The sequence below is a fragment of the Micromonospora sp. NPDC048169 genome (assembly GCF_040652815.1).
Classification (GTDB): Bacteria; Actinomycetota; Actinomycetes; order Mycobacteriales; family Micromonosporaceae; genus Micromonospora.
In genome coordinates, this window is record NZ_JBEZMS010000009.1 from 65,866 (window position 1) to 87,196 (window position 21,331).

The 21,331-nt window shown below is 73.0% G+C and carries 18 protein-coding genes; 9 read left to right on the forward strand and 9 right to left on the reverse strand.

What is annotated here, in order from left to right; all coding sequences use genetic code 11:
* Positions 1-38: 38 nt before the first annotated feature.
* The 5 genes from AB0D28_RS10755 to AB0D28_RS10775 form a co-directional block, all read right to left on the reverse strand.
* Positions 39-1,769 (reverse strand): cellulose binding domain-containing protein, encoded by a 1,731-nt coding sequence (locus AB0D28_RS10755; RefSeq protein ID WP_357384417.1) that lies wholly within the window; start codon positions 1,767-1,769, stop codon positions 39-41.
* A 27-nt stretch (positions 1,770-1,796) separates the two neighbouring features.
* Complete coding sequence (locus tag AB0D28_RS10760) at positions 1,797-3,224, reverse strand: non-reducing end alpha-L-arabinofuranosidase family hydrolase (RefSeq protein WP_357384419.1); 1,428 nt, start codon at positions 3,222-3,224, stop codon at positions 1,797-1,799.
* A gap of 262 nt (positions 3,225-3,486) precedes the next feature.
* On the reverse strand, positions 3,487-4,551 hold the full coding sequence (locus tag AB0D28_RS10765; RefSeq protein ID WP_357384421.1) for an SRPBCC domain-containing protein: 1,065 nt from the start codon (positions 4,549-4,551) through the stop codon (positions 3,487-3,489).
* 21 nt (positions 4,552-4,572) lie between these two features.
* Entirely contained in the window at positions 4,573-5,904 is a 1,332-nt protein-coding gene (locus tag AB0D28_RS10770; RefSeq protein ID WP_357384423.1) for a low temperature requirement protein A, read from the reverse strand.
* A 76-nt stretch (positions 5,905-5,980) separates the two neighbouring features.
* A complete protein-coding gene (locus AB0D28_RS10775; RefSeq protein ID WP_357384425.1) occupies positions 5,981-6,571 on the reverse strand; it encodes a TetR family transcriptional regulator in 591 nt (196 codons plus the stop codon).
* Between the two features lie 120 nt (positions 6,572-6,691).
* On the opposite strand from AB0D28_RS10775, the gene AB0D28_RS10780 reads away from it, so the two are divergent.
* Together AB0D28_RS10780 and AB0D28_RS10785 are read left to right on the forward strand one after the other, a co-directional pair.
* Positions 6,692-8,332, forward strand: coding sequence for an MDR family MFS transporter (locus AB0D28_RS10780; RefSeq protein ID WP_357384427.1), 1,641 nt, complete (start codon positions 6,692-6,694; stop codon positions 8,330-8,332).
* Between the two features lie 74 nt (positions 8,333-8,406).
* Positions 8,407-9,249, forward strand: coding sequence for a phosphatase PAP2 family protein (locus tag AB0D28_RS10785; protein ID WP_357384429.1), 843 nt, complete (start codon positions 8,407-8,409; stop codon positions 9,247-9,249).
* Between the two features lie 7 nt (positions 9,250-9,256).
* On the opposite strand, the gene AB0D28_RS10790 is transcribed toward AB0D28_RS10785, so the two are convergent.
* Positions 9,257-11,314: a cellulose binding domain-containing protein gene (locus AB0D28_RS10790; protein WP_357384431.1), complete on the reverse strand. Its 2,058-nt coding sequence runs from the start codon at positions 11,312-11,314 to the stop codon at positions 9,257-9,259.
* 243 nt (positions 11,315-11,557) lie between these two features.
* On the opposite strand from AB0D28_RS10790, the gene AB0D28_RS10795 reads away from it, so the two are divergent.
* From AB0D28_RS10795 to AB0D28_RS10815, 5 genes are all read left to right on the forward strand, one after another.
* Positions 11,558-12,307, forward strand: a complete 750-nt coding sequence (locus AB0D28_RS10795; RefSeq protein ID WP_357384433.1) for a lytic polysaccharide monooxygenase — start codon at positions 11,558-11,560, stop codon at positions 12,305-12,307.
* The gene (locus AB0D28_RS10800; RefSeq protein ID WP_357384435.1) at positions 12,292-12,936 is read left to right on the forward strand and encodes a DUF305 domain-containing protein; all 645 of its coding nucleotides are present in this window, start codon (positions 12,292-12,294) and stop codon (positions 12,934-12,936) included. The genes AB0D28_RS10795 and AB0D28_RS10800 overlap by 16 nt, the downstream gene beginning before the upstream one ends.
* 306 nt (positions 12,937-13,242) lie before the next feature.
* A complete protein-coding gene (locus AB0D28_RS10805; RefSeq protein WP_357384437.1) occupies positions 13,243-14,832 on the forward strand; it encodes a DHA2 family efflux MFS transporter permease subunit in 1,590 nt (529 codons plus the stop codon).
* A 122-nt stretch (positions 14,833-14,954) separates the two neighbouring features.
* Positions 14,955-15,179 (forward strand): hypothetical protein, encoded by a 225-nt coding sequence (locus AB0D28_RS10810; protein WP_357384439.1) that lies wholly within the window; start codon positions 14,955-14,957, stop codon positions 15,177-15,179.
* Between the two features lie 35 nt (positions 15,180-15,214).
* On the forward strand, positions 15,215-16,288 hold the full coding sequence (locus AB0D28_RS10815; RefSeq protein WP_357384441.1) for a PIN domain-containing protein: 1,074 nt from the start codon (positions 15,215-15,217) through the stop codon (positions 16,286-16,288).
* A 199-nt stretch (positions 16,289-16,487) separates the two neighbouring features.
* On the opposite strand, the gene AB0D28_RS10820 is transcribed toward AB0D28_RS10815, so the two are convergent.
* Positions 16,488-17,678 (reverse strand): hypothetical protein, encoded by a 1,191-nt coding sequence (locus AB0D28_RS10820; protein WP_357384443.1) that lies wholly within the window; start codon positions 17,676-17,678, stop codon positions 16,488-16,490.
* Positions 17,679-17,768: 90 nt separating this feature from the next.
* Between AB0D28_RS10820 and AB0D28_RS10825 the strand changes: the two genes are divergently transcribed.
* Together AB0D28_RS10825 and AB0D28_RS10830 are read left to right on the forward strand one after the other, a co-directional pair.
* Entirely contained in the window at positions 17,769-18,242 is a 474-nt protein-coding gene (locus tag AB0D28_RS10825) for a molybdenum cofactor biosysynthesis protein (RefSeq protein ID WP_357384445.1), read from the forward strand.
* A gap of 153 nt (positions 18,243-18,395) precedes the next feature.
* A complete protein-coding gene (locus AB0D28_RS10830; protein ID WP_357384447.1) occupies positions 18,396-18,962 on the forward strand; it encodes a sigma-70 family RNA polymerase sigma factor in 567 nt (188 codons plus the stop codon).
* A 66-nt stretch (positions 18,963-19,028) separates the two neighbouring features.
* On the opposite strand, the gene AB0D28_RS10835 is transcribed toward AB0D28_RS10830, so the two are convergent.
* Together AB0D28_RS10835 and AB0D28_RS10840 are read right to left on the reverse strand one after the other, a co-directional pair.
* Entirely contained in the window at positions 19,029-19,766 is a 738-nt protein-coding gene (locus tag AB0D28_RS10835; RefSeq protein WP_357384449.1) for a zf-HC2 domain-containing protein, read from the reverse strand.
* A 49-nt stretch (positions 19,767-19,815) separates the two neighbouring features.
* Positions 19,816-21,222, reverse strand: coding sequence for an acyl-CoA synthetase (locus tag AB0D28_RS10840; protein ID WP_357384451.1), 1,407 nt, complete (start codon positions 21,220-21,222; stop codon positions 19,816-19,818).
* Positions 21,223-21,331: the final 109 nt, after the last annotated feature.

Genomic DNA, 21,331 nt, shown 5'->3' on the forward strand with positions numbered 1-21,331 from the left:
CCGATCCGGCCGCCCCCGCCCTTGTTCCGTGTCCCCGGTCAGAGAGTGAGTACGACTGTGGAGATGCTCCGCGCGCCGACGTTCACGGTCACCTGGTTGCCGTTCACGCCGACCGGCTGGCTCGCCGCGCTCGCGTTCTGCGACGTGGCCACGTACTCCGCCCGGCTGACGTTCTGCGGCGCCTGGATGATCGCGTTGTTCACCGCGCTGGTGGACCGGTTGAGGATCACCAGCGTGACCTTCCCGTCGCCGGAGTAGGCGGTCACCTCCAGCGGGGACGCCTTGGAGCTCTTGGTCAGGGCGACCCGCTGGTAGCCGGGCCGCACGTACTTCGCGTACTGGGAGAACGCGTACCCGCGCTTGAGCGGCGCACCAGCCACCGTGCCGTACGCGGACTCCCCGTCACCGATGAACGAGTAGTAGCGCTTGCCGTACCACCAGACGTACGCGCTCCAGTTCGACTCCATCGACTTGTGCACGGTGCGCATGATGTCGTCGAGCGTCTCGTTCCAGACCGTGGCGTTTGCCGGGTTGCCCCAGATGTTCGAGCCGCCGCCGTCGGCCTCGTGCAGGTTCCACTCGGTCATCCACACCGGCTTGTTGTACTGCTGCGCCAGCGTGTACGGCTTCAGCCGGCCGGACGCCTCGGTGCCGTAGAGGTGCCCGCCGATGTAGCCGATGTTGTTGCGGGCCGCCGCGTCGTTGAGCGTCGGGTCGGTGTAGCCGTAGTTGAGGTTCACCGCCTCGGCGACCATCAGCTTCGTGTTCTGCACCTTGGCGCCCTGCTCCCGCACGAAGGTCTGCAGCTCGGTGCCGCTCCAGTCCATCGAGTCGTAGTTCGGGTGCCAGTCCGGCTCGTTCTGCACGGACGTGACGTCGATCGTCACGCCCTGGTTGCGCATGTACTGCACGTAGCTGTTGAGGTGGCCTGCGTAGTCGTCGTAGTAGTCGGTGCGCAGCTTGCCGCCGTTGATCCGGCTGTTGTTCGTCTTCCAGGCCGCCGGGGCGGTCCACGGCGACGCCATGATCTTCACGTTCGACCCGTACGACTTCGCCGTCCGCAGCGCGCTGACCTGGGTTCCCCACTCGCCGGACACCGGCGAGATCCCGGTACGCACGATGGACAGGCCGAGCTGGTTGGGGCCGAGCCCGACGAGCGTCTGCGTCTCGGCCGTCGACCAGGCGCCGCCCCAGATCGACACGGCGGCGCCGAACCCGTCGATCGTCTGGTAGCGGCTGGCGGTGTTGACGGTGATGTCCGCCGCCCCGGTCGGCGGCGGGGTGCTGGGCGAGGTGGTCGGCGAACTCGTCGGTGACGTGGACGGCGAGGTGGACGGCGACGTGGGCGTCGTGCCGCCGGTGCAGGTCACCCCGTTGAGCGCGAAGCTCGTCGGCGCGGGGTTGCTGCTGGTCCAGGCCCCGTTGAACCCGAACGACGTGCTGCCGTTCGTGGGGATGGACCCGTTGTAGTCGACGTTGCGGGCGGTCACCGCCGCTCCGCTCTGGGTGACGGTGGCGTTCCACGCCTGGGTGACGGTCTGGCCGGCGGCGTAGGACCAGGTGAGCGTCCAGCCGTTGACCGGGTCACCGAGGTTGGTGACCGTCACGTTCGCGCCGAAGCCGCCCTGCCACTGCGACGACACGGCGTAGGTGACCGCGCATCCGGCGGCCGCCGCTCCGGCCGGCAGCGCCGCGGCCATCGCGGTGGACGCCAGCAGGACCGCGCCGGCCGACAACACCGCGGTACGGGTCGTTCTGTGCCTTCTCATGCGACCTTCCTTCCTGGACGGTCCGGCTCAGCGCTGGAGGGTGAGCAGTCCGGGGCGGTAGGGCAGGAGGCCGTAGTCGCCGCCGGAGTTGGGGGAGCGGCCCTGGTAGAGCAGTTGGAGGTTGCAGGGGTCGACGGTGAAGGTCTGGTCCGCGGTGGTGCGGATGAGCTCACCGTGGCTGATGTCGTTGGTCCAGGTGGCGCCGCTGTTGGCCTTGCCGGCGAACGGGTTGGACTCGGTGGCCGCCTGCGGGGTCCACGATCCGTTCAGGCTGGTGGCGGTGAACGAGCGGAAGTAGCGGCCCTGCGAGCCGATCGCCTCGACGATCATCAGGTAGCGGGTCTGGCCTTGCAGCTTGTAGACCTGCACGGCCTCGAACAGGTTGTTCGTCGAGTCCGACATGATCGTGGTGTAGTTCGAGCCGAAGCTGCCGGGGAAGTTCCCGATCGGCATGCTGGAGCGGTAGATCTTGCCGTTGTCACCGGCGAAGAACAGGTACATGTTCTGGTCGTCGGCGATCAGCGTCTGGTCGATCGGGCCGGTGCCGGAGCCGGAGATGCTGCCGGTGAACAGCGGCTGCGCCGACGACCACCCGTTCGGGTTCGTCGGGTTGGTCGAGGTGCGGTAGGAGAACGCGGTGGGTCCCCACTGGTATGCCAGCACCCAGATGTTGCGCGGCGCGAAGTAGAACAGGGTGGGCGCCACGGTGCCCGACGACATCGCGTTCTGCGACGCGGAGGCCATCTGCGACCAGTTCGAGAACAGGCCGAAGTTCATCGACCCCCACGACGACCCGGTGTCGTGCGTGGTGGCGTAGACCAGGTGCTGCCCGTTGTAGGGCACCACTGTGAAGTCCTTCAGCGACACCCAGCCCGACCGGGGCTGCGCCAACGCACCTGTGGACGACCACCGGTACGACGACGGCAGACTGCAGGTGTTGCCCGGCGGCGGTGTCGTGGGCGGTGCGGTGGTCGGCGGCGCCGTGGTGGGCGGTGCGGTGGTGGGCGCGCCGGTCGGGCCCCCGGTCGGCGTGGTGGTGCCGCCCGTGCAGGTCACCCCGTTGAGCGCGAAGCTGCTCGGCACCGGGTTGCTGCTGGTCCAGGAGCCGTTGAAGCCGAATGACGTGCTGCCGTTGGTCGGGATCGACCCGTTGTAGTCGACGTTGCGCGCGGTGACCGCGGACCCGCTCTGGGTCAGGCTCGTGTTCCACGACTGGGTGACCGTCTGCCCGGCGCCGAACGACCACGTCAGCGTCCAGCTCGACACCGGGTCACCGAGGTTCGTGACGGTGACGTTGGCGCCGAAGCCGCCCTGCCACTGCGACGAGATCGCGTAGTTGACCGAGCAGCCGGCGGCGGCTGCCCCGGCGGGCAGGGCCACGGCGACGGTCCCCGACGCCAGCAGCGCGGCGCCTGCCGACGCCAATATGGCATTGACTGACCTAGATCTGGACATGGAATGACCTCCTGCGGGGGCAGCGGCTCCGACATTGGCGGTGGCGATTGTTTTGTGAGCGTTAACAGCCGCGTCAGGGATGTTACGGGAGCGCTCCCATGCACTCAACAACCCATTTCCGCACCCACCGCACCGGCACCCCCGCCCGCCCACGCCCCATCCGCCCACGCCCCACCCGCCCGGGATGCGGCGATCATGACGTTGGCCGTCGTCAATGCGGACGAATCCACGGCCCAACTTCATGATCGACGTGGTGAAGCCCTCAGGCGGGGGTGCAGGGGGTGTTCTCTGTGGCGCAGGCGGCGGGGGCGTCGTGGCCCGGGTCGGGGTCGCGGACGTCGAAGCGGATGGTGGCGGTCTCGCCGCCCGGCAACACGCCGCCGGTGAACGTCACCACGGCGCCGTCCTGTTTCGCCTCGGCCCCGCTCACGCTGCCCACCGTGGCGCCGTCGTGCAGCGTCACGGTGACCGTCCAGCCCGGACGCGGCGACGGTCCGGGATTGCGCAGCACCACCTGGCCCCGGTAGCCGAAGACCCGGTCGGTGACCGTCTCGTAGGTGGCACTCAGCGGCGCCGCCGCGACAGTCGAGGGCGTCGGGCTCGGCGTACGGCTGGGGGTGGGTGATGGTGTCGGCGAGGGCGACGCGCTGCGGCGGCTCGGGCTGGGCGTGGGCCGCGCGGTCGTGGGGCGGGCCGACGGCGTGGCGCTGGACGGCATGACGAGCGACGTCGTCGGGAGCGGCGCGGCCGGCGCGGGCGGGTCGTCGCCGGTGGCCCACACCGTCGCCCCGGCCGCCGCGGCGAGCAGCGTCACAGCGCCGGCCACCAGCAGCACCCGGCGCCGCCCGGGCCGGCGGTGCTCGTCGCCGAGCAGCCGGACCACCGGCAGTTCGGCGGTCAGCCCGCCCTCGGCGCGGCGCAGGTCGACGTTCTGGAACGCCAGCCAGTCGAGGATCGCCGGCAGCCGTCCGGTGACTGCCTGTTCGTGCTGCTCGGCGCGGGCGTCGGCGTCCCAGTCGCCGTCTTCGAGCACCTCGCGTACGGACAGCCGGGTGCCGAGCGCGGTCGGGGTCAGGTCGCAGGCGAGACGGGTCGCCCGGCCGTCCTCCCGGCAGCGGACCACCAGCCGCTGCGGCGCACGCACCTCGACGGTCTCCACCTCGGTGTCGCCGTCGTAGCCGGGCAGCGCGGCGGTGGCCAGGATCCACCGGTCGGACCGGGGCGCGCTGTCGGCGAACCACTTGGCAAGCAACGCGCGTTCCGTGAGCGCCCGCCAGACCCGGGCGGGCGGGTGGAACAGGTCGACCTCGGTGACGATCTCGATCACGCGGAGACTCTAGGTCCTGTGTCAAGATCGGCGCGGGGCGCTGTCGCCGTCCTCGCGCCAGCGGGCCCGCCAGGCCGCCTCGCTCTCCTCGGCGCTCGTCTTCTCCTCGTGCATGAGCCGGCGCAACGCGACCCGGGAATCGGCGAAGATCACCAGCTCGGCGCCGACGAGGGCCACGCAGATCGCGGTGAGCAGGCCCAGCGCGGCGAGCGCCGGCAGGTGCCGGCCGACCGGCAGCGCCGCGGCGAGCAGCACCACAGTGCCGAGCCGGGTCCAGGACAGCGTCCGCAACGCCCGCCACTGGAACGCCATGTTGGCGGCGAGGTAGACCAGAACGCCACCGAAGAGCAGCGGCACCGCCGGCCCGTGGCCGCGCTCCGCCGGGCCGCCCGCCGGGTCGGTGACGATCCGGACCAGCTCCTCGGCGCCGATCGCGAACAGGATCACCCCGGCGATCATGGGCAGGTAGAGATACGCGTACGCGTCGCGGGCCAGCGCGACCCGCGGACGGCCCTGCGCGGCGTGCAGCGCGATCCGGGCGGCCGGGCCGATCATGTCGAAGTGCGCCCACCAGAGCGCCGCGGTGAACAGGATGCCGAAGATCGCCGCCGGGATCGCGGGCCAGGTGACCGGCTGGCCGAGCAGGTTGCCGCCGACGCCGACCGAGATGACCGACTCGCCGAGCGCGATGATCAGGATGAGGTCGTACCGCTCGGTCCAGTGCTCGGCCGAGGTGATCTTCCAGCCGTCGGCGCCGGCGAGCAGGCCGCTGCTGTACTGGATGGCGACGACCGCGATCCAGAGCCCGTCGCGCAGCCACGGGCCGACGTCGGGGGCTACGCGCGGCGGCAGCAGCGCCGCCACCAGCAGCAGGGTGGCGGTGACCAGCGCCTCAGGCAGGAACAGCCGCAGCTTGCGCCGGGCCGGCGGGTCGTCGCGGGTGGCGTACCAGTACAGGGCGGTGTGCACGAGCCGGATCACCACGTAGCTGATCGTGACCAGGATCGGCCCGGCGCTGCCCTTGTCCAGGTCGCCGAACGTCTGCGGCAGCGCGAGCGCGAACGTGAACAGCGCGATCATGCCGACCACCATGAGGATCGGCACGAAGCCCTCGCCCAGGCGCAGCCGGGCGGCGACCGCGCTGTGCACCACCCAGCACCACCAGAGCACGGCGAGCACCAGCAGCGCGTGCAGCAGCTCCCGCGGTGTGACGTTCGCGGCGGTGGCGCGCGTGATGATGAAGAAGGAGACCACGAAGACGAGGTCGAAGAAGACCTCGAACCGGTCGACCCGGGTCGCCGGGGCGACGCCGGTCGCCGGTCCGAGCCCTTTGCGCCAGCGGTCGGCACCCACCGGGCGAGTCTGTCAGCCCAGGTCAGGTGGGGTGTTCCGTTCGTGGTCATTCCACCGTTCCCGGCTGGGGGAGCGCTCAGCCGTCCGCCGGGGCGGCGCGGGCGAGCACGTCGCGCAGCACGTCGCGCAGCGGCCGGCCGGGGTGTTCCAGCCACTCGTGGGCGGCGACGCGCAGGGACGCGAGGAACGTGGCGGCGACGACCCGGGCCCGCAGCGGCGAGTCGGGCCCGGTCAGCCGGCGGGCCAACTCCGCGGCCATCTCCCGCTCCTGGGCCGCGTACGCGCCGACCTGGTGGGCGGCCAGGCTCGGGTGGCCGTGCAGCCGCCGTCGCCGGTTGAGCCAGGGCTCGGCCGGGTCGTCGTAGCCCTCCTCGGCTTGGATGAGGGCGGCCCGGGTCAGCGTGGCCCACGGCCCGAGTTCCGCCGGCTGCTCGGCGACCAGCGCGAGGAGCCGGCGCAGCCGCAGCGTGTCGCCGTGGAAGAGGGCCTCCTCCTTGCCGCTGAAGTGGTTGGAGAACGTGCGCCGGGACACGTTCGCGGCGTCGGCGATGGCCTCGACGGTGATCCGGTCCGGGCCGTGCTCGGCGGCGAGCGACAGCGCCGCCTCGTGCAGCGCGAGGCGGGTTGCCGCCTTCTTGCGTTCCCGCAGGCCGGTGCACTCGTCCATGCGGCTAGCGTAGGTGAGCCATTTCTCAATGGGCAAACTTGCCTACCGGGCAAGGTTTAGTGTTGATTGCTTGAGGCAACGAAGCGGCCAACCCAATCGACACACCTGGAGGACGCGCGGATGAGCGCACCCACCGCGACGGCTGAGGCCGCCCCCATGAACCGGCGGCAGACGCTGGAGGCACTCAGCGGCCTGCTGCTGGTGCTCTTCGTGGCCATGCTGAGCGGCACAGTGGTCTCGACGGCCCTGCCGAAGATCATCGGAGCGCTCAACGGCTCGCAGACGCAGTACACCTGGGTGGTCACCGCCACCCTGCTCACCGCCACCGCGACCACCCCGATCTGGGGCAAGCTGGCCGACCTGTTCAACAAGAAGCTGCTGATCCAGGTCGCCATCGTGGTGTTCCTGGTCGGATCGGTCGCGGCCGGCTTCGCGCAGAGCGCCGGACAGCTCATCGCCGCCCGCGCCTTCCAGGGCATCGGCGTCGGCGGCCTCCAGGCGCTGGTGCAGGTCGCGATCGCGGCCATGATCCCGCCGCGCGAGCGGGGCCGCTACAACGGCTACCTGGGCGGCGTGATGGCGCTGGCCACCGTGGGCGGCCCGCTGCTGGGTGGCCTGATCGTGGACACCTCGTGGCTCGGCTGGCGCTGGTGCTTCTTCGTCGGTGTGCCGGTCGCCGCCGTCGCGCTGTTCCTGCTCCAGATCACCCTGAACCTGCCCACCGCGCGCCGGGACAACGTCAAGATCGACTATCTGGGCGCCACGCTCATCGCCGCCGGCGTCAGCGTGCTGCTGATCTGGATCTCGTTCGTCGACGACTCGTTCGCCTGGGTCTCCTGGCAGAGCGGCGCCATGGTCGGCGGCGCGGTGCTGCTGCTCGCGCTCGCCGTCTGGGTGGAGGCGCGGGCCGCCGAACCGGTGGTGCCGCTGCACATCGTCCGCGAGCGCACCACCGCCCTGGCGATCCTGGGCAGCCTCGCGGTCGGCATGGCGATGTTCGGCGGCGCGGTCTTCCTCGGCCAGTACTTCCAGATCGGCCGCGGCTACAGCCCGACCGAGGCCGGCCTGCTCACCATCCCGATGATGGCCGGCGTGCTGATCTCCTCGATCGTGGCGGGCCGGATGATCACCGCCACCGGGAAGATCAAGCCGTACATCGTGTTCGGGGCGGTCGTGCTCGTCATCGGGTTCGGCATGCTCGGCACCATCGACCACGAGACCTCGCTGGTCTTCGTCGGCATCGCGATGTTCATCGTCGGCGTCGGCGTCGGCATGACCATGCAGAACCTGGTGCTCGCCGTGCAGAACACCGTTTCGCTCAAGGACATCGGCGCGGCGAGCGCCAGCGTCGCCTTCTTCCGCTCGCTGGGCGGCACCATCGGCGTGTCGGTGCTCGGCGCGGTGCTGGCCCGCCGGGTCACCGACCGGATCAACCACGACCTGGCCGCGGCCGGCATCCCCGCCTCCGGCGGAGGCGGCGGCAGCACGCTCAACCTCGACGCGCTGCCCGAACCGGTCCGGCAGATCGTCCGGGCCGCATACGGGGACGCGACCGGGCATATCTTCCTGATCTCGGCCGCCATCGCGGTGGTCGGTATCGTGGCGGCGCTGCTGCTGCGCCCGGTCACCCTGCGTTCCAGCCTCGACCTGCCGGACACCGGCCGATCGGTGGCGGTGGGAGCGGACGCCGTCGACGGCGCGCCCGCCTTCGACGAGGTGAGCGTGGACTCGGCCGGCCGGGAGGAACGCGCCCGCCGCTGAGCCCGTACCCCCAGGGCCGTCGCCGACCCCGGCGGCGGCCCTGGCCCATGCGGGGACGAACCGAAGGAGGAGCCGTGGACGTCACGCGGACCGCGCCCACCCGTCTCGCCGTATGGCAGCGGGCCGCGCGTGAGCTGGCGCTGGTCGCCGTGCTCTTCCTGGCCTACAAGGCGGGCCGGCAGGTGGTGGCCGGGCACGCCGAGGTGGCCCTGGCAAACGGCGAGTGGGTCTGGCGGCTGGAACGGCTGCTGCGCCTGCCCGACGAGATGCTCGTGCAGGGGCCGCTGCTGTCGCAGGAGCTGCTGGTACGCGTCGCCAACTCGTACTACGCCTACATGCACTTCCCGGCCACCGTGCTCTGCCTGGTCTGGCTCTGGCTGCGCCGCCCGGCCCACTACCTGCGGCTGCGCCGCGCCCTGGCGTCGCTCACGGCGGTGGCGCTGGTGCTCCACGTCTGCATTCCGCTCGCGCCGCCCCGGCTGACCGCGCTCACCGGGATGGTCGACACCGGCACCCGGTTCGGCCCGAGCGTCTACGGTCCCCCCGACACCGACCAGCTCAGCAACCAGTACGCGGCCATGCCGTCGCTGCACGTGGGCTGGGCGCTGGCGATCGCGCTGGCGCTGATGGCGGTCACCACCGGACGCCTCCGCTGGCTCTGGCTGCTCCACCCCCTGGCGACAGCGCTCGTGGTCGTGGTCACCGGCAACCACTACTGGCTCGACGGTGTCGTCGCGGTGGTGCTGCTCGTGGCGATCCTGGCCGTCCTGCCGACGGCCGTGCCGGAACCGCCCACGCTCCCGTCCGGACCGGTGCGCCCGCACGTGGTGCCGGCGCCCCGGCGAGCCGGCCACCGCCGGAACCCGAAGGTCCCGGCGGCGGCCGACGTACGGCTGCGGCCACCCGGCCGCGGCTGAGGACTCCTCAGCGCAGCGTGCAGACCGTGCCGTTGAGGCGGAACGCCGCCGGCGGCACGTTCGGCCCGCTGTACGCGCCGACGAAGCCCACAGTCGTGCTCCCGCCGTCGGCGGCGAGCCGCCGGTTGTCGGCGGTGGGCGTCACCCGGACGTCGCGGCCCTGCTGGTCCCAGGTGGCGCTCCACCCGCTGCTCACCTGCTGCCAGGCCGTCGGCCAGGTCCAGGTCAGCGTCCAGCCGTCGACGGCCTTCGCGCCCGTGTTGATCACCTCGACGTTCGCCACGTACCCGTTGCCCCAGTCGTTGTCGTCGTTGAACCGCACCGCGCAGGAGCTCTCGGCCGGGCTGCCGGTGGCGAACGTCAGCGGTGGCGACGACCAGGAGACCTGTCCGGCCGTGTCCCGGGCCAGCACGTTGACCGTGTAGCGGGCGCCCGGTTCGAGGTTGCCCACCGTGAGGGACGTTCCGGCGGTCTCGCCGAGCTGCTCGCTCACCGCGCCGTACTGCCGGTGCACCTCGTACTTGGCGATCGGCGACGCGCCCGGCGTGGCCGCCGGCCAGGAGATGGTCGCCGCGCGGTCGGTCACCGCGCTCGCCGTCGGCCGGCCCGGGGCGCCGGGCCGCCCGGCCGAGCTGCCGGCCGGTCGCAGCACGAGCGTGGTGAGCGAGTACGGCGGCAGCGTCCGCGCCGCCGCGCTGCCGGCGCGGGCGGTGCTGATCGCGGTCGCGCCGTTGGTGAACGTGTGCACTGTTGGCGCCTCGTCGGCCGGGGTGAACCCGGCGTAGTCGAGCGCCACCGGGTGTGCGTTCTCCGGGTCCTTGTTGAGCAGCAGGACCGCGAGGCTGCCGTCCGGCCGGAGGACCGCGTGCGCGGCCACCAGCGGCTGGTCGGTTCCGGCGCGGACGAGCTGGTCACCGGGCCGGGCGAACAGGTTCATCATGGACAACGCGTGGTACGGCGCGAACGGCGTGTTGAACGCCGGCTGGCACACCTCGCCGTCGTTCGTGCAGTTGCCGCTGGACAGCAGCCCGAAGTCGCCGTAGTCGGTCTGCCCGGCCACCTCGGAGACCGTGCCGATGCCGTTGTGCACGTTCCACCACTGCACCGTGAACACGCCCTGCTCCAGCAGGCCGCTGTAGGCGTCGGCGAGGAACAGCGCGCCCGGCGCCGTGGTGCGGCCGGCGTCCACGTTCAGCTCGGTGAAGCTGATCCCGATCCGGTCCGCCCCGGGGCCGGCGTACCGGGCGATCTGCTGGCGCAGCAGCCAGGCCGCGTCGGGCAGATGGTTGGTCCGGGCCAGCGAGTCGGCGGCGTTGCCGCCCGGGTACCAGTGCACGTCCACGAAGTCGATCTTCGGACCGGCGAGGGAGAGCACCGTCTGGTTCCACGGCCCCGGGTCGGATCCGGCGGTGATCCCGTCCGGCCAGTTGCCGGGCATGGTGAGCACCGCGCCGACCTTGATGCTCGGGTCGACCGCCTTCATCGCGTCGGCGTACTCGACCACCAGCCGTGCGTACTGGGTGGCGCTCTTGTCCGGGTGGTCGTCGGCCTCCCAGGCCGAGCCGTAGTGGCCGTTGCCGTAGTTCTCGTTGCCGACTGTCCACCACTTCGCGCCGTAGCCTTTTGTGACGTTGGCGTAGCGGACCCACGCCGCCGCCTCGGCGGGCGTGCCGGTGCCGTAGTTCGCGATGATCATCGGCTGGGCGCCGATGCGGCGGGCACCGGCCATGAACGTGTCGAAGTCGGTGTTCGGGGCGACGTAGCCGCCGGGCGCGGTGTGGGTCTCCCAGTGGTAGATGTCGGCGTACGAGCCGCCGGGGTAGCGCAGCATCTTCACGCCCGCGGCCTTGAGCAGGTCGGACGTCTCGGCGCTGCCGAGCTGCGAGTCCCAGATGGCGTGGTTGACGCCGAGCGCGGTGGCCGGGACGGTGGCCAGCCCGGCGCGGGTGTTCACCGTGACGGTGACCGGGTCGGCGGGGTCGGCGGCGGCGACCGGCCCGCCGACGGTGCTGAGCGCGGCGGCGACAAGCAGCAGGCTGGCCGCGAACGCGGTGGATCTCCTCATGTGGGGGTGTCCTCCGGGGAGTGGGACGACGAGGCGATGCCCGGTCTGCGTCGTCCTCCCGGACGCCTTGCGGCGGCGGGATGCCCAGGAACGACGGTCGGCTCCGCGCGGCGAGCCATCGATCAGGATCATACGCCCGGCGCCGGTCGTGCAGGACTTAATTTATAGATAGGAGTCTTTACTGTTAAGAATGTTTAATTTATGTTCGGGGCACCTTCCGTTCCGCCCGAAGGAGTTGCCACCATGCGTCGAAGAATCACCCTCCCGCTGCTCACCGCCGGTGCCGTCACCGGCACGCTCGCGCTCGCCGCACCCGCGCAGGCCCACGGCTACGTCTCCTCGCCACCCAGCCGGCAGGCGCTCTGCGCGCAGAACCGGGTGCCCGACTGCGGCCAGATCAAGTACGAACCGCAGAGCGTCGAGGGCCCCAAGGGTCTGCGGAGCTGCCACGCCGGCATCGCCCAGTTCGCGGTACTCAACGACGACAGCCGCAACTGGCCGGCCACCTCCGTCGGCAGCACCGTCACGTTCACCTGGGTCAACACCGCCCGGCACGCCACCGCCAACTGGGAGTACTGGATCGGCGGCACCCGCGTCGCGGTCGTCGACGGCGGGGGCCGCCAACCCGGCGCGACCGTGTCCCACACGGTCGGCCTGGGCGGTTTCTCCGGCCGGCAGAAGCTGCTGGCGATATGGAACATCTCCGACACCGCCAACGCGTTCTACTCCTGCGTCGACCTCCAGATCGGCGGCGGAGGCGGCAACCCCACCCCGTCGCCCACCCCGACCGCGGCGCCCACCACGCCCGCGCCGTCGCCCACACCCACCCGGACCAGCACCCCGGCGCCGGGCGGGACGTGGACCGCCGGGCGGGCGTACCAGGTCGGCGACACGGTCACCTACGACGGCCGCGGCTACCGCTGTCGCCAGGCGCACACCGCCATCGCCGGCTGGGAACCGCCGAACGTTCCGGCGCTGTGGCAGCAGATCTGAGCCCGCGTACCCGCGCGGCGGAGCCGGCCGTTCCCCGGCTCCGCCGCGCGCCCGCGGCGCTGCTCGCGGTCCTGTTGACCCTGACTGGGTGCGGCGGGGCGCCCGCCGCCGATCCGTCCCCGCCGGTGCCGTCCGCCACGGTCCCGGCGGGCCCGGACGCCTCGGTGCCGGGCGGCGCGGACGCCCCGGTCAGCGGGATCGACGCGCTGTTCCTGGCCATGATGGTGGCGCACACCGAGCAGACGCTGGAGATCGTCCGGCTCGGCCTCGACCGCGCCGGTGACCCGCGGCTGCGCACGCTCGCCGCCGCCGTCCGGGCCACCGAGACCGACGAACTGGCCACCATGCGCCGATGGCTGCGCGAGGCCGGCCCGTCAGCCGCCGCTGCCGCCCGGCACGACCACTCCGGACACAGCGACGCCGCCGCCGGACTGGCCCGGCTGCGCGCCGCCGCGCCCGCCGACGCCGACCGGGTGCTGCGCGACGTGCTGAGCCGGCACCAGCGCACCGCCGCCGACCTGGCCCGCGCCCAGGTCACCGCCGGGACCAGCGAACGGGTACGCGACCTAGCCCGCCGCATCGACCGCTCCCGTACGGCCGAGGTCGAACTGATGGCCGGGCTGGGCTGAGCGGCGGTCCGCGTGGGGCATGACCTTCGTCACGGTCGCCGCCGCCGGCCCCGTCCCGACAAGGTTCACGAACCGGCGCGCACCAGCCCTTTCCGCGAGCCGCCGGAGCGCCCGGGGCCGCCGGGGCGGCCGCCTGCCGCAGCACCGCGGTTCGCCTCTGGGCAAAACCGGCCGCGTGCTGTCCCAGGTCATCGCTACGCTGTCGCCCGGACGTCGCCCCGCCGCGCGTTCCGCCCGCGCTCCGCCGACGGCGCGCGGCGCCGCCACCGCCTCGAAGTGCCGGACCGGATCCCCAGGAGACCGTCAGTGACACACCAACCCGTCGCGACGTCGACGAAGCTCGACGCCGCCGTACTCAAGGTGGCCGGCGTCGTCGTGCTCGGTGCGATCATGTCGATCCTCGACGTGACAGTCGTCAGCGTGGCGCTGCCGACGTTCCAGAGCGAGTTCGACGCCTCGTACGCCCGCGTCGCGTGGACCATGACCGGCTACACGCTCGCGCTGGCCACCGTCATCCCGCTCAGCGGCTGGGCCGCCGACCGGTTCGGTACGAAACGCCTCTACATGGTGGCGCTGGCGCTGTTCACCATCGGCTCCGGGCTCTGCGCCACTGCCGACTCGATCGGCGAGCTGATCGCCTGGCGGGTCGTCCAGGGCCTCGGCGGCGGCATGCTCATGCCGCTCGGCATGACGATCATGACCCGGGCCGCCGGCCCGCACCGCATCGGCCGCCTGATGGCGGTGCTCGGCATCCCGATGCTGCTCGGCCCGATCACCGGCCCGATCCTCGGCGGCTGGCTGATCGACGTCGCGAGCTGGCACTGGATCTTCCTGATCAACCTGCCGATCGGCCTGGTCGCCCTGGTCTACGCCCAGCTGGCGCTGCCCAGGGACAACGCCGAGCCGTCCGAGTCGTTCGACTTCCTCGGCATGCTCATGCTCTCGCCCGGTCTCGCGCTGTTCCTCTACGGCATCTCCACGCTGCCCGAGACCGGCACCGTCGCCGACACCAAGGTCTGGCTGCCGATGCTCGTCGGTGGCGCGCTCGTGGTCGCCTTCGTGCTCTACTCGTTCCGGCCCCGGCACCCGCTGCTCGACCTGCGGCTCTTCCGCAACCGCAACCTGACCATCGCCGCCGTCACCATGTTCGTCTTCATCATCGCGTTCATGGGTGCCGGCCTGCTGTTCCCGAGCTACTTCCTCCAGGTGCGCGGCGAGACGACGCTGACGGCGGGCCTGCTGATCGCACCGCAGGGCATCGGCGCGATGCTGACCATGCCGATCGCCGGCATGCTCGCCGATCGCGTGCCGGTCGGCCGTACGGTGCCGTTCGCGCTCGTGCTCATCGCGGCCGGGTTCTTCACCTTCACCCAGCTCGGCACCGACACGTCGTACTGGCTGCTCTGCGGCTCGCTGTTCGTGATGGGCCTCGGCATGGGCGGCACGATGATGCCGATCATGACCTCGGCGCTGAAGACGCTCAGCGCGGCGGAGGTGGCGCGCGGTTCCACGCTCGTCAACATCCTCCAGCAGATCGGCGGTTCGGTGGGCGCCGCGGTCATGTCGGTCATCCTCACCAGCGAGCTGAACGGCTCGCGGCCGATCCCCGGCGCCGTCGACCCGGGCACCGGCGCCACGCTGACCGAGGCGCAGCTCGCCATCGCCACCCAGCAGCGGCCCGAGTTGCTCCAGCAGTTCCCGGTTCCGCCGTCGCTGATCGAACGCGGGCTCGACTACGCGGCGAGCTCCTTCTCCACCACGTTCTGGGTCGCCTTCGGCCTGGTGCTGCTGACGTTCGTCCCGGCTGCGTTCCTGCCCCGCCGCCGGGAGCCCTCGCACCTGCTCGACGGCGAGACGGGGGAGGACAAGCGCCCCGCGCCGATCCCGATCCACTGACCGCCGCCGTGACACCGGGGGCCGGACGCGTCAGTGTCCGGCCCCCGGCCGTCGTGATCCGCTGCCCCGGCGGTGACCAGCGCCTAGGATCGGAAAAACGGAGCCGGGGAGAGGCGGACGGCGTGAGCGGACACGACACGCAGCGGTCGGCGCGACGGCGCAACCGGCTGTTGCTGGCGGGACTGCTCGCCGTCGTCGGGCTGATCCTGCTGTTGCTCGGTCTCACCGTCGCCAACGGCACCATCGCCGGTGTCGAGGTGGCGCTCGCGCTGTTGCTGCTGGTCGCCAGCTACGCGATCCAGCGCGTGGCCCGCCGCGAGACCGTCTACCGGGACGAGCGGCGCTGACCGGTCCGGCGCTCCGGCCGGGCTAGGCTGCCAGTGTGGATCACGAAGACCGGATCGCGCTGTTCCTCGACTACGAAAACCTGGCCCTCGGCGTACGGGACCATCACGGCGGCCGGCCGTTCGACTTCCGGCCGATCGCCGACGCGCTCGCCGAGCGGGGGCGCGTGGTGGTGCGCCGGGCGTACGCCGACTGGTCGTACTTCGACGAGGACCGCCGGATGCTCACCCGCTCACACGTCGAGCTGATCGAGATCCCGCAGCGGATGGGCGCCTCGCGCAAGAACGCCGCGGACATCAAGATGGCGGTGGACGCGGTCGAGCTGGCGTTCGAGCGCGGCTACATCTCCACGTTCGTGATCTGCACCGGCGACAGCGACTTCACCCCGCTCGTGCACAAGCTGCGCGAACTCAACAAGCGGGTGATCGGCGTCGGGGTGGAGAAGTCCACCTCCGCGCTGCTGCCCCCGGCCTGCGACGAGTTCCTCTACTACGACCGCCTGGAAGGTGTGGACGTGCCGCCCCCGGCCGCCCGCCGGTCGCGCCCGGCCCGGCCCTCACCGGCGGAGCCGGCGCCCGAGCCGGCGGTGGAGACCGTCCCGGCCGAGGACGAGTCGGCGCGGGACGTCGACACGCTCGCCGTGCAGCTCGTGCAGACGGTGGCCGGCATGCAGGGCAGCTCCAGCGGCGACGTGACCGCGTCCGCGCTCAAACGTGCGCTGCTCCGCAAGGACCCGACGTTCAGCGAGTCCGACTACGGCTTCCGTACCTTCGGCGAACTGCTGCGTCATCTCGCGGCGCACAACGTGGTGGAGCTGGCCGCCGGGCCGGCGAAGGGCGATCCGGAGGTGTCGCTTCCCGAACAGGGGGACCGGGAGGTCGCGTTCGGGCTGCTCCGCTCCGTGGTGGTGGACCTCGCCGCGGACGGTGGCGCGGTGGCGCTGTCCGGCCTGAAGGACCAGCTCCGGCGGGCCCGGCCGGACTTCAGCGAGAAGAAGCTCGGCTACCGCAGCTTCCTCCAGTTCTGCAAGGCCGCCGCCACCGGCGGCGCGGTGGAGCTGCGCTGGAGCCCCGAAGACGGCGACTACCTGCTGACCCCCCAGCCCTCCTGACCCTTACCCCGCCCTCACCCCCTCTCCTCGCGATCTTGCACTTTCGGCCCCCCCATATGGGGCGAATCCGGCGTCCTGGGGGCCGAAAGTGCAAGATCGACGGGGACGGGGGACGGGGGACGGGGGAGCAGGTCGGGAAGGGGTCGGGTTCACCGGGGATCTGAGGCCGGGGCGGCGGCCGGGGTGATCGGCGGGGACATCAGGGTCGGGGCGGCTCGGGTGAGGGGGTGGGGCTCGGCTCTGCTGTCGGGCTTGGCGCTCCGGTCGTGCCCGGATCACCCGTGGGGCTCGCGGTCGGCGCCGAGGTCGCCTGGGCGGCCGGCGGGGTGGACGGATCGGCGCGTGCCGGCGGGCGGTTGCCGGGGTGCGACGGTGGCGGTCCGGCTACAGGTGGCGCGGTGGTGAGGACTCGCGTACCCGGCCGCGCTGCCGGATCCGACCACGTCGCGGGATTCGGGAAGGGCTCCGGTCGCGGTGCGGGCCGGGTCGGCGGGGGTGTCGAGGGCGACGCCGGAGTGGCCGTGGGCTGTGCCGGCGGCGCGGCTGCCGTGGTGGACGTGCCCGCCGGGTGGGACGCGGGCCGGCGCGCCGGGTCGGTCTGCCCGGCGGTGGCGCTCCAGGTGCCGGCGGACGTGACGCCGAGCAGCACGGCCACCGCCGCGACGCCCGCCGCCACCAGCCGCCGGGGGAGTGCCGGTTCGGCCGGGGCGTCCCACGGACCGAGCGGACGGGGTGGCCGGGGACGGGCGGCCCGGTGGGCGGACCGCAGCGTGTCGATGTCCTCGACGACCGCTTGCCGTGTGCCGGTGGCGTCGGCGTGGGCCAGGGTGAGGTAGAACCGGGCGTTCGCCGCGCCCGGCGCCGGTACGCGCAGTCCCGCCGGTGCGCCGCCGTCGGTGCCGTGGAGCAGGGTGACCGGGCGGTCGCTGTGGTGCCCGAGGCCGTGCAGGTCCCGCAGGGGCCAGTCCCGCCGGACGTCGCGCCCGGCGAAGGTCACCCGCCGGTCGGTCACCACGGCGGCACCGCTGTCGACCACGCGCAGCCCGGCCGGTAGCGGGCCGTCGGCCGGGCCGAGACGGCCGGTGAGGGTGCGGCCGGGCGCGGGTAGTCCGGGCACGTGCCGGGCGGTGGCCTCGACCAGGTCGACGGCGGACAGGATGCGGTAGACGACCTCACCTTCGTCCAGCGGCACCGGCAGTGCGGTGCCCGGCAGCGCGCAGCCCCGGAAGCCGGCCGCCTCGATCGCCAGCCGGTCGAGGTGCTCCGCGCGGCGGCGCCAGGTCCGGGCCGCCGTCTCGTACGCCTGACGCCGGCGCTCGTTCTCGCGCCGCGCCCAGGCCAGCCGCCGTCGCGGATGAGCTCCGATCGCTTCTGGTCGCCTCGCCGTCACACCCCGTACAACGGGCCGTGACCAGGGCGGATACGTGAACGTGGCTATCGTCCGGTTTGGCGATGTTATGCCCGCTACTACACTTCGGGCATGCCGAGGATCGTCCAGTTGCTGGCCTCGCCGGTGCACCGGTACGTGGGCCGTCCGGCGGACGGACCCGCCCCGGCGCCACCCGGCGAACTGGTCGACCAGGTGCGGGTACGCGCCGGACTCGGCATCGTCGGTGACCGCTACTTCGGCCGTCCCGCGCACCGGGAGGCGAGCGTCACGCTGATCGCGCGGGAGTCACTGCCGCCCGGCACGGACCTCACCCAGCTGCGGCGCAACGTGCTGACCGAGGGCATTCCGGTGGACGACCTGGTGGGCCGGGTGCTCACGCTCGACTCCGGCGACGGTCCGGTCCGGCTGCGGGCGCATCGGGCCGCGCCGCCCTGCGCCTGGCTGGACGTGGTGGTCGAGCCCGGTACGTGGAAGGCGATGCGCCGCCGCGCCGGCATCCGGTGCGCCCCGCTCACCGACGGCGTGCTGCGGGTCGGGCCGGTCACAGTGTCCGTCGAAGACTGACCATGTCCCGGGAACTTTGTCCCTGCGACGGCCGACCAACCGAGGGGCGGCCGGTACCGCCTTGCCGGCAGGAGGGACGCCACTGATGAACCGAGCGGGGCTCTTATCCGTACCGTCCGGCATGAGCATGCCGGACCGGCGGACCGGCCGCGGATGAGACCGGACGCCGACGACGAGCAGGTCACCGGCTGGGCGCGGCGCGCCGCCCGGGGCGACCGGCTGGCCGCCGCCGCCTTCGTCCGGGCCCTCCAGGTGCCGGTGTGGCGTTTCCTCGCCCACCTGGCCGGGCCGGCCGAGGCCGACGACCTCGCCCAGGAGACGTTCCTGCGGGCGCTGCGCAGCCTGCCGGGCTTCGCGGGCCGGTCGTCGGCGCGTACCTGGATCTTCACCATCGCCCGCCGGGTCGCGGTGGACCACGTGCGGACGGCGACCACCCGGCCCCGGCTGGCGGCGCTGCCGGACTGGCAGACCGCCGCCGAGGCGGCCGGCGCGGTGACCGGCGGCGGGGACGACGGGGTGGTGTTGCGTGGTCTCATCGCCGCGCTGGCGCCGGACCGGCGGGAGGCGTTCGTGGCCACCCAGGTGCTCGGCCTGTCCTACGCCGAGGCGGCCGAGGTGTGCGGCTGCCCGGTGGGCACCATCCGCTCCCGCGTGGCCCGCGCCCGCGAGGACCTGGTCGCCGCCTGGTCCGGCGACGCCCGCGACCGCCGGGCCCGCTGAGATCGCGACCCGCCGCCTCGACCGCTGGCACAGCCCGCCGGCAGCCGGGGCTCGCGCGGCGGGTCGTCAGGCGGCGCGCCGGTCGCGGGCCTGTGCGGGGTACGGGCCGGGCGGCACCAGCCGCAGCGGCGCGGGCGCGGGCGGTTCCTCGATTCGCAGCGCCCACCGCGAGCCGTCCGACCGGCGCTGCCCGGGTGGCGTGTCGCCGGGACGGCGGCCGAGCCGGGACAGCACCAGCATCACGGCCCAGCCGACCAGCAGGAAGCCGTGGCTGACCAGCCGGGTCATCTCCACCTGTCCGATGATCAGGTCGTTCACCGACAGCAGCACCAGCGTGGCGACGAACGCGCTGAGCATCGGCAACAGGCCGGACGGGGTGGACCGGCGCGTCGCCACGTAGAGGAATCCGGCGCCGACCGCCACGTTCCACGCCGCCGACTCGTGCCACAGGTGCTGGCCGGAGGCGTGCGCGTGGGTGACGACCGCCTCCCGGCCGATCTGGGTCAGGCCGAGCACGAGCTGCACCGCGCCGAGCAGGCCGAGCGCCCCGCGCAGCCCCAGCGTGATCCGGTGGCGGCGGCTGGGCCGGGGCGGCGGCGCGGCGGCCAGCACCGCGTCGACCAGGTCGGGCACCCGCGGGGCGAGCTGCGTACGGACCCGCCGGATCACCGACGCCGCGGAGTCGAACCAGCCACGGCAGCCGGCGCAGCCGGTCAGGTGGGCCTCGGCCGCCTCGATCTCCGACGCGGACGCCTCACCGTCCAACTGTGCCGACAGGATCTCCCGCCACTGCTCACACGCCATGTAGGGATAGTCGTCGGGAGCGCCGCGCTGGTTCCCGGCGGGGTGCGGGTCACGCCCCGGTCAGCCGGGACTTCTGCACCTTGCCCATCGCGTTGCGGGGCAGCGCGCTTACCAGCCGTACCTGCCGGGGGCGTTTGTGCGCGGACAGGTGCCGCGCCACGAAGTCGATCAGCTCCGCCTCGGCCACGCCGTCGCCCACCACGTACGCGGTGACCTGTTGCCCCAGGTCGGGGTGGGGCGTGCCGACCACCGCCGCCTCCCGTACCCCCGGATGCGCCAGCAGCGCGTCCTCCACCTCACCGGCCCCGATCCGGTACCCGCCGCTCTTGATCAGGTCGGTGGCGGCCCGCCCGACGATCCGGTGGACGCCGTCCCGGCCGACGAGCGCGACGTCGCCGGTGCGGAACCAGCCGTCCGCCGTGCGGCTGGCCGCGTCGGCGTCCGGCCGGTTCAGGTAGCCGTCGAAGAGCGTGCCGCCGCGCACCTGAAGCTCACCCATCGCGGCGCCGTCGGCCGGCAGCGGGCCGCCGTGCTCGTCCACCACCCGCGTCCGCACGCCGGGCAGCGGCACGCCCACGGTGCCGGGCCGCCGGGGACCGTCGGCGCGGGCGCTCACCGTGACGAGGGTCTCGGTCATGCCGTACCGCTCCAGCGGCTGGTGCCCGGTCAGCCCGGCCAGCGCCGCGAAGACAGGTTCGGGCAGAGCGGCGCTGCCGGACACGAGCAGCCGGGCACCGCGCAGCGCCCGCGCCGCCGCGGGGCGCGCCGCGATCCGGGACCAGATCGTGGGTACGCCGAAGTACAGCGAGGCGCCTGCCGCCGCGTACCGCTCGGGGTGGGGCCGGCCGACGTGGTGCAGCCGGCTGCCGACGCGCAGCGGGCCGAGCACGCCGAGCACCAGCCCGTGCACGTGGAACAGCGGCAGGCCGTGTGCCAGCACGTCGTCCGGGGTCCAGGCCCAGGCGTCGGCGAGCCCGTCCAGGCAGGCGGCGACCGCGCGGCGCGACAGCACCGCGCCCTTCGGCGCGCCGGTGGTGCCGGAGGTGTAGAGGATCAGCGCGGTGGTCGCCGGATCGGGCTCGGGGAGTGTGGTGTCCGAGCGACGCGCCAGGTCCAGCGGTACGACCGGCGGCGCGGCGGCGTCGGTGTCCGGTACGTCCGGCGGCGCGAGCAGCAGTTCCGCGCCGGAGTCGCGCAGGATGTGATCGCGTTCCATCGGGCCGGCGTCCGGCGGCACCGGCACCACCGCCGCGCCGGCGAGCAGCCCGCCGACCACGCCGACCACGGTCTCCAGGCTCGCCGTGGCGGGCACCGCCACCCGGGTCGCGCCGCGCAGGTCGTCGGCGACGGCGGTGGCCGCGCGGCGCAGCTCCACCCGGGACAGCGAACGGTCGCCGACCCGGACCGCCCCGGGTCGCTCGTCGGTGGTCTCGGCGAGCCGGCTGAGCAGCGACACGGGCACCCCTTCCCGGTATGGCCGCCGATGTACCGCGACCCTAACCGGCTGGGCCACCCCCGCCGGGCACGCCGTCGGGTATGTGTCATCGTGGGCGGCGGCGAGGGAG

Excerpts from the sequence above, each read along its gene's own strand:
- AB0D28_RS10835 (WP_357384449.1), bottom strand. The coding sequence starts at position 19,766 with ATGGCGTGTGAGCAGTGGCGGGAGATCCTGTCGGCACAGTTGGACGGT.
- AB0D28_RS10780 (WP_357384427.1), top strand. The coding sequence starts at position 6,692 with ATGAGCGCACCCACCGCGACGGCTGAGGCCGCCCCCATGAACCGGCGG.
- AB0D28_RS10790 (WP_357384431.1), bottom strand. The coding sequence starts at position 11,314 with ATGAGGAGATCCACCGCGTTCGCGGCCAGCCTGCTGCTTGTCGCCGCC.
- AB0D28_RS10755 (WP_357384417.1), bottom strand. The coding sequence starts at position 1,769 with ATGAGAAGGCACAGAACGACCCGTACCGCGGTGTTGTCGGCCGGCGCG.
- AB0D28_RS10775 (WP_357384425.1), bottom strand. The coding sequence starts at position 6,571 with ATGGACGAGTGCACCGGCCTGCGGGAACGCAAGAAGGCGGCAACCCGC.
- AB0D28_RS10795 (WP_357384433.1), top strand. The coding sequence starts at position 11,558 with ATGCGTCGAAGAATCACCCTCCCGCTGCTCACCGCCGGTGCCGTCACC.
- AB0D28_RS10825 (WP_357384445.1), top strand. The coding sequence starts at position 17,769 with ATGCCGAGGATCGTCCAGTTGCTGGCCTCGCCGGTGCACCGGTACGTG.
- AB0D28_RS10830 (WP_357384447.1), top strand. The coding sequence starts at position 18,396 with ATGAGACCGGACGCCGACGACGAGCAGGTCACCGGCTGGGCGCGGCGC.
- AB0D28_RS10760 (WP_357384419.1), bottom strand. The coding sequence starts at position 3,224 with ATGTCCAGATCTAGGTCAGTCAATGCCATATTGGCGTCGGCAGGCGCC.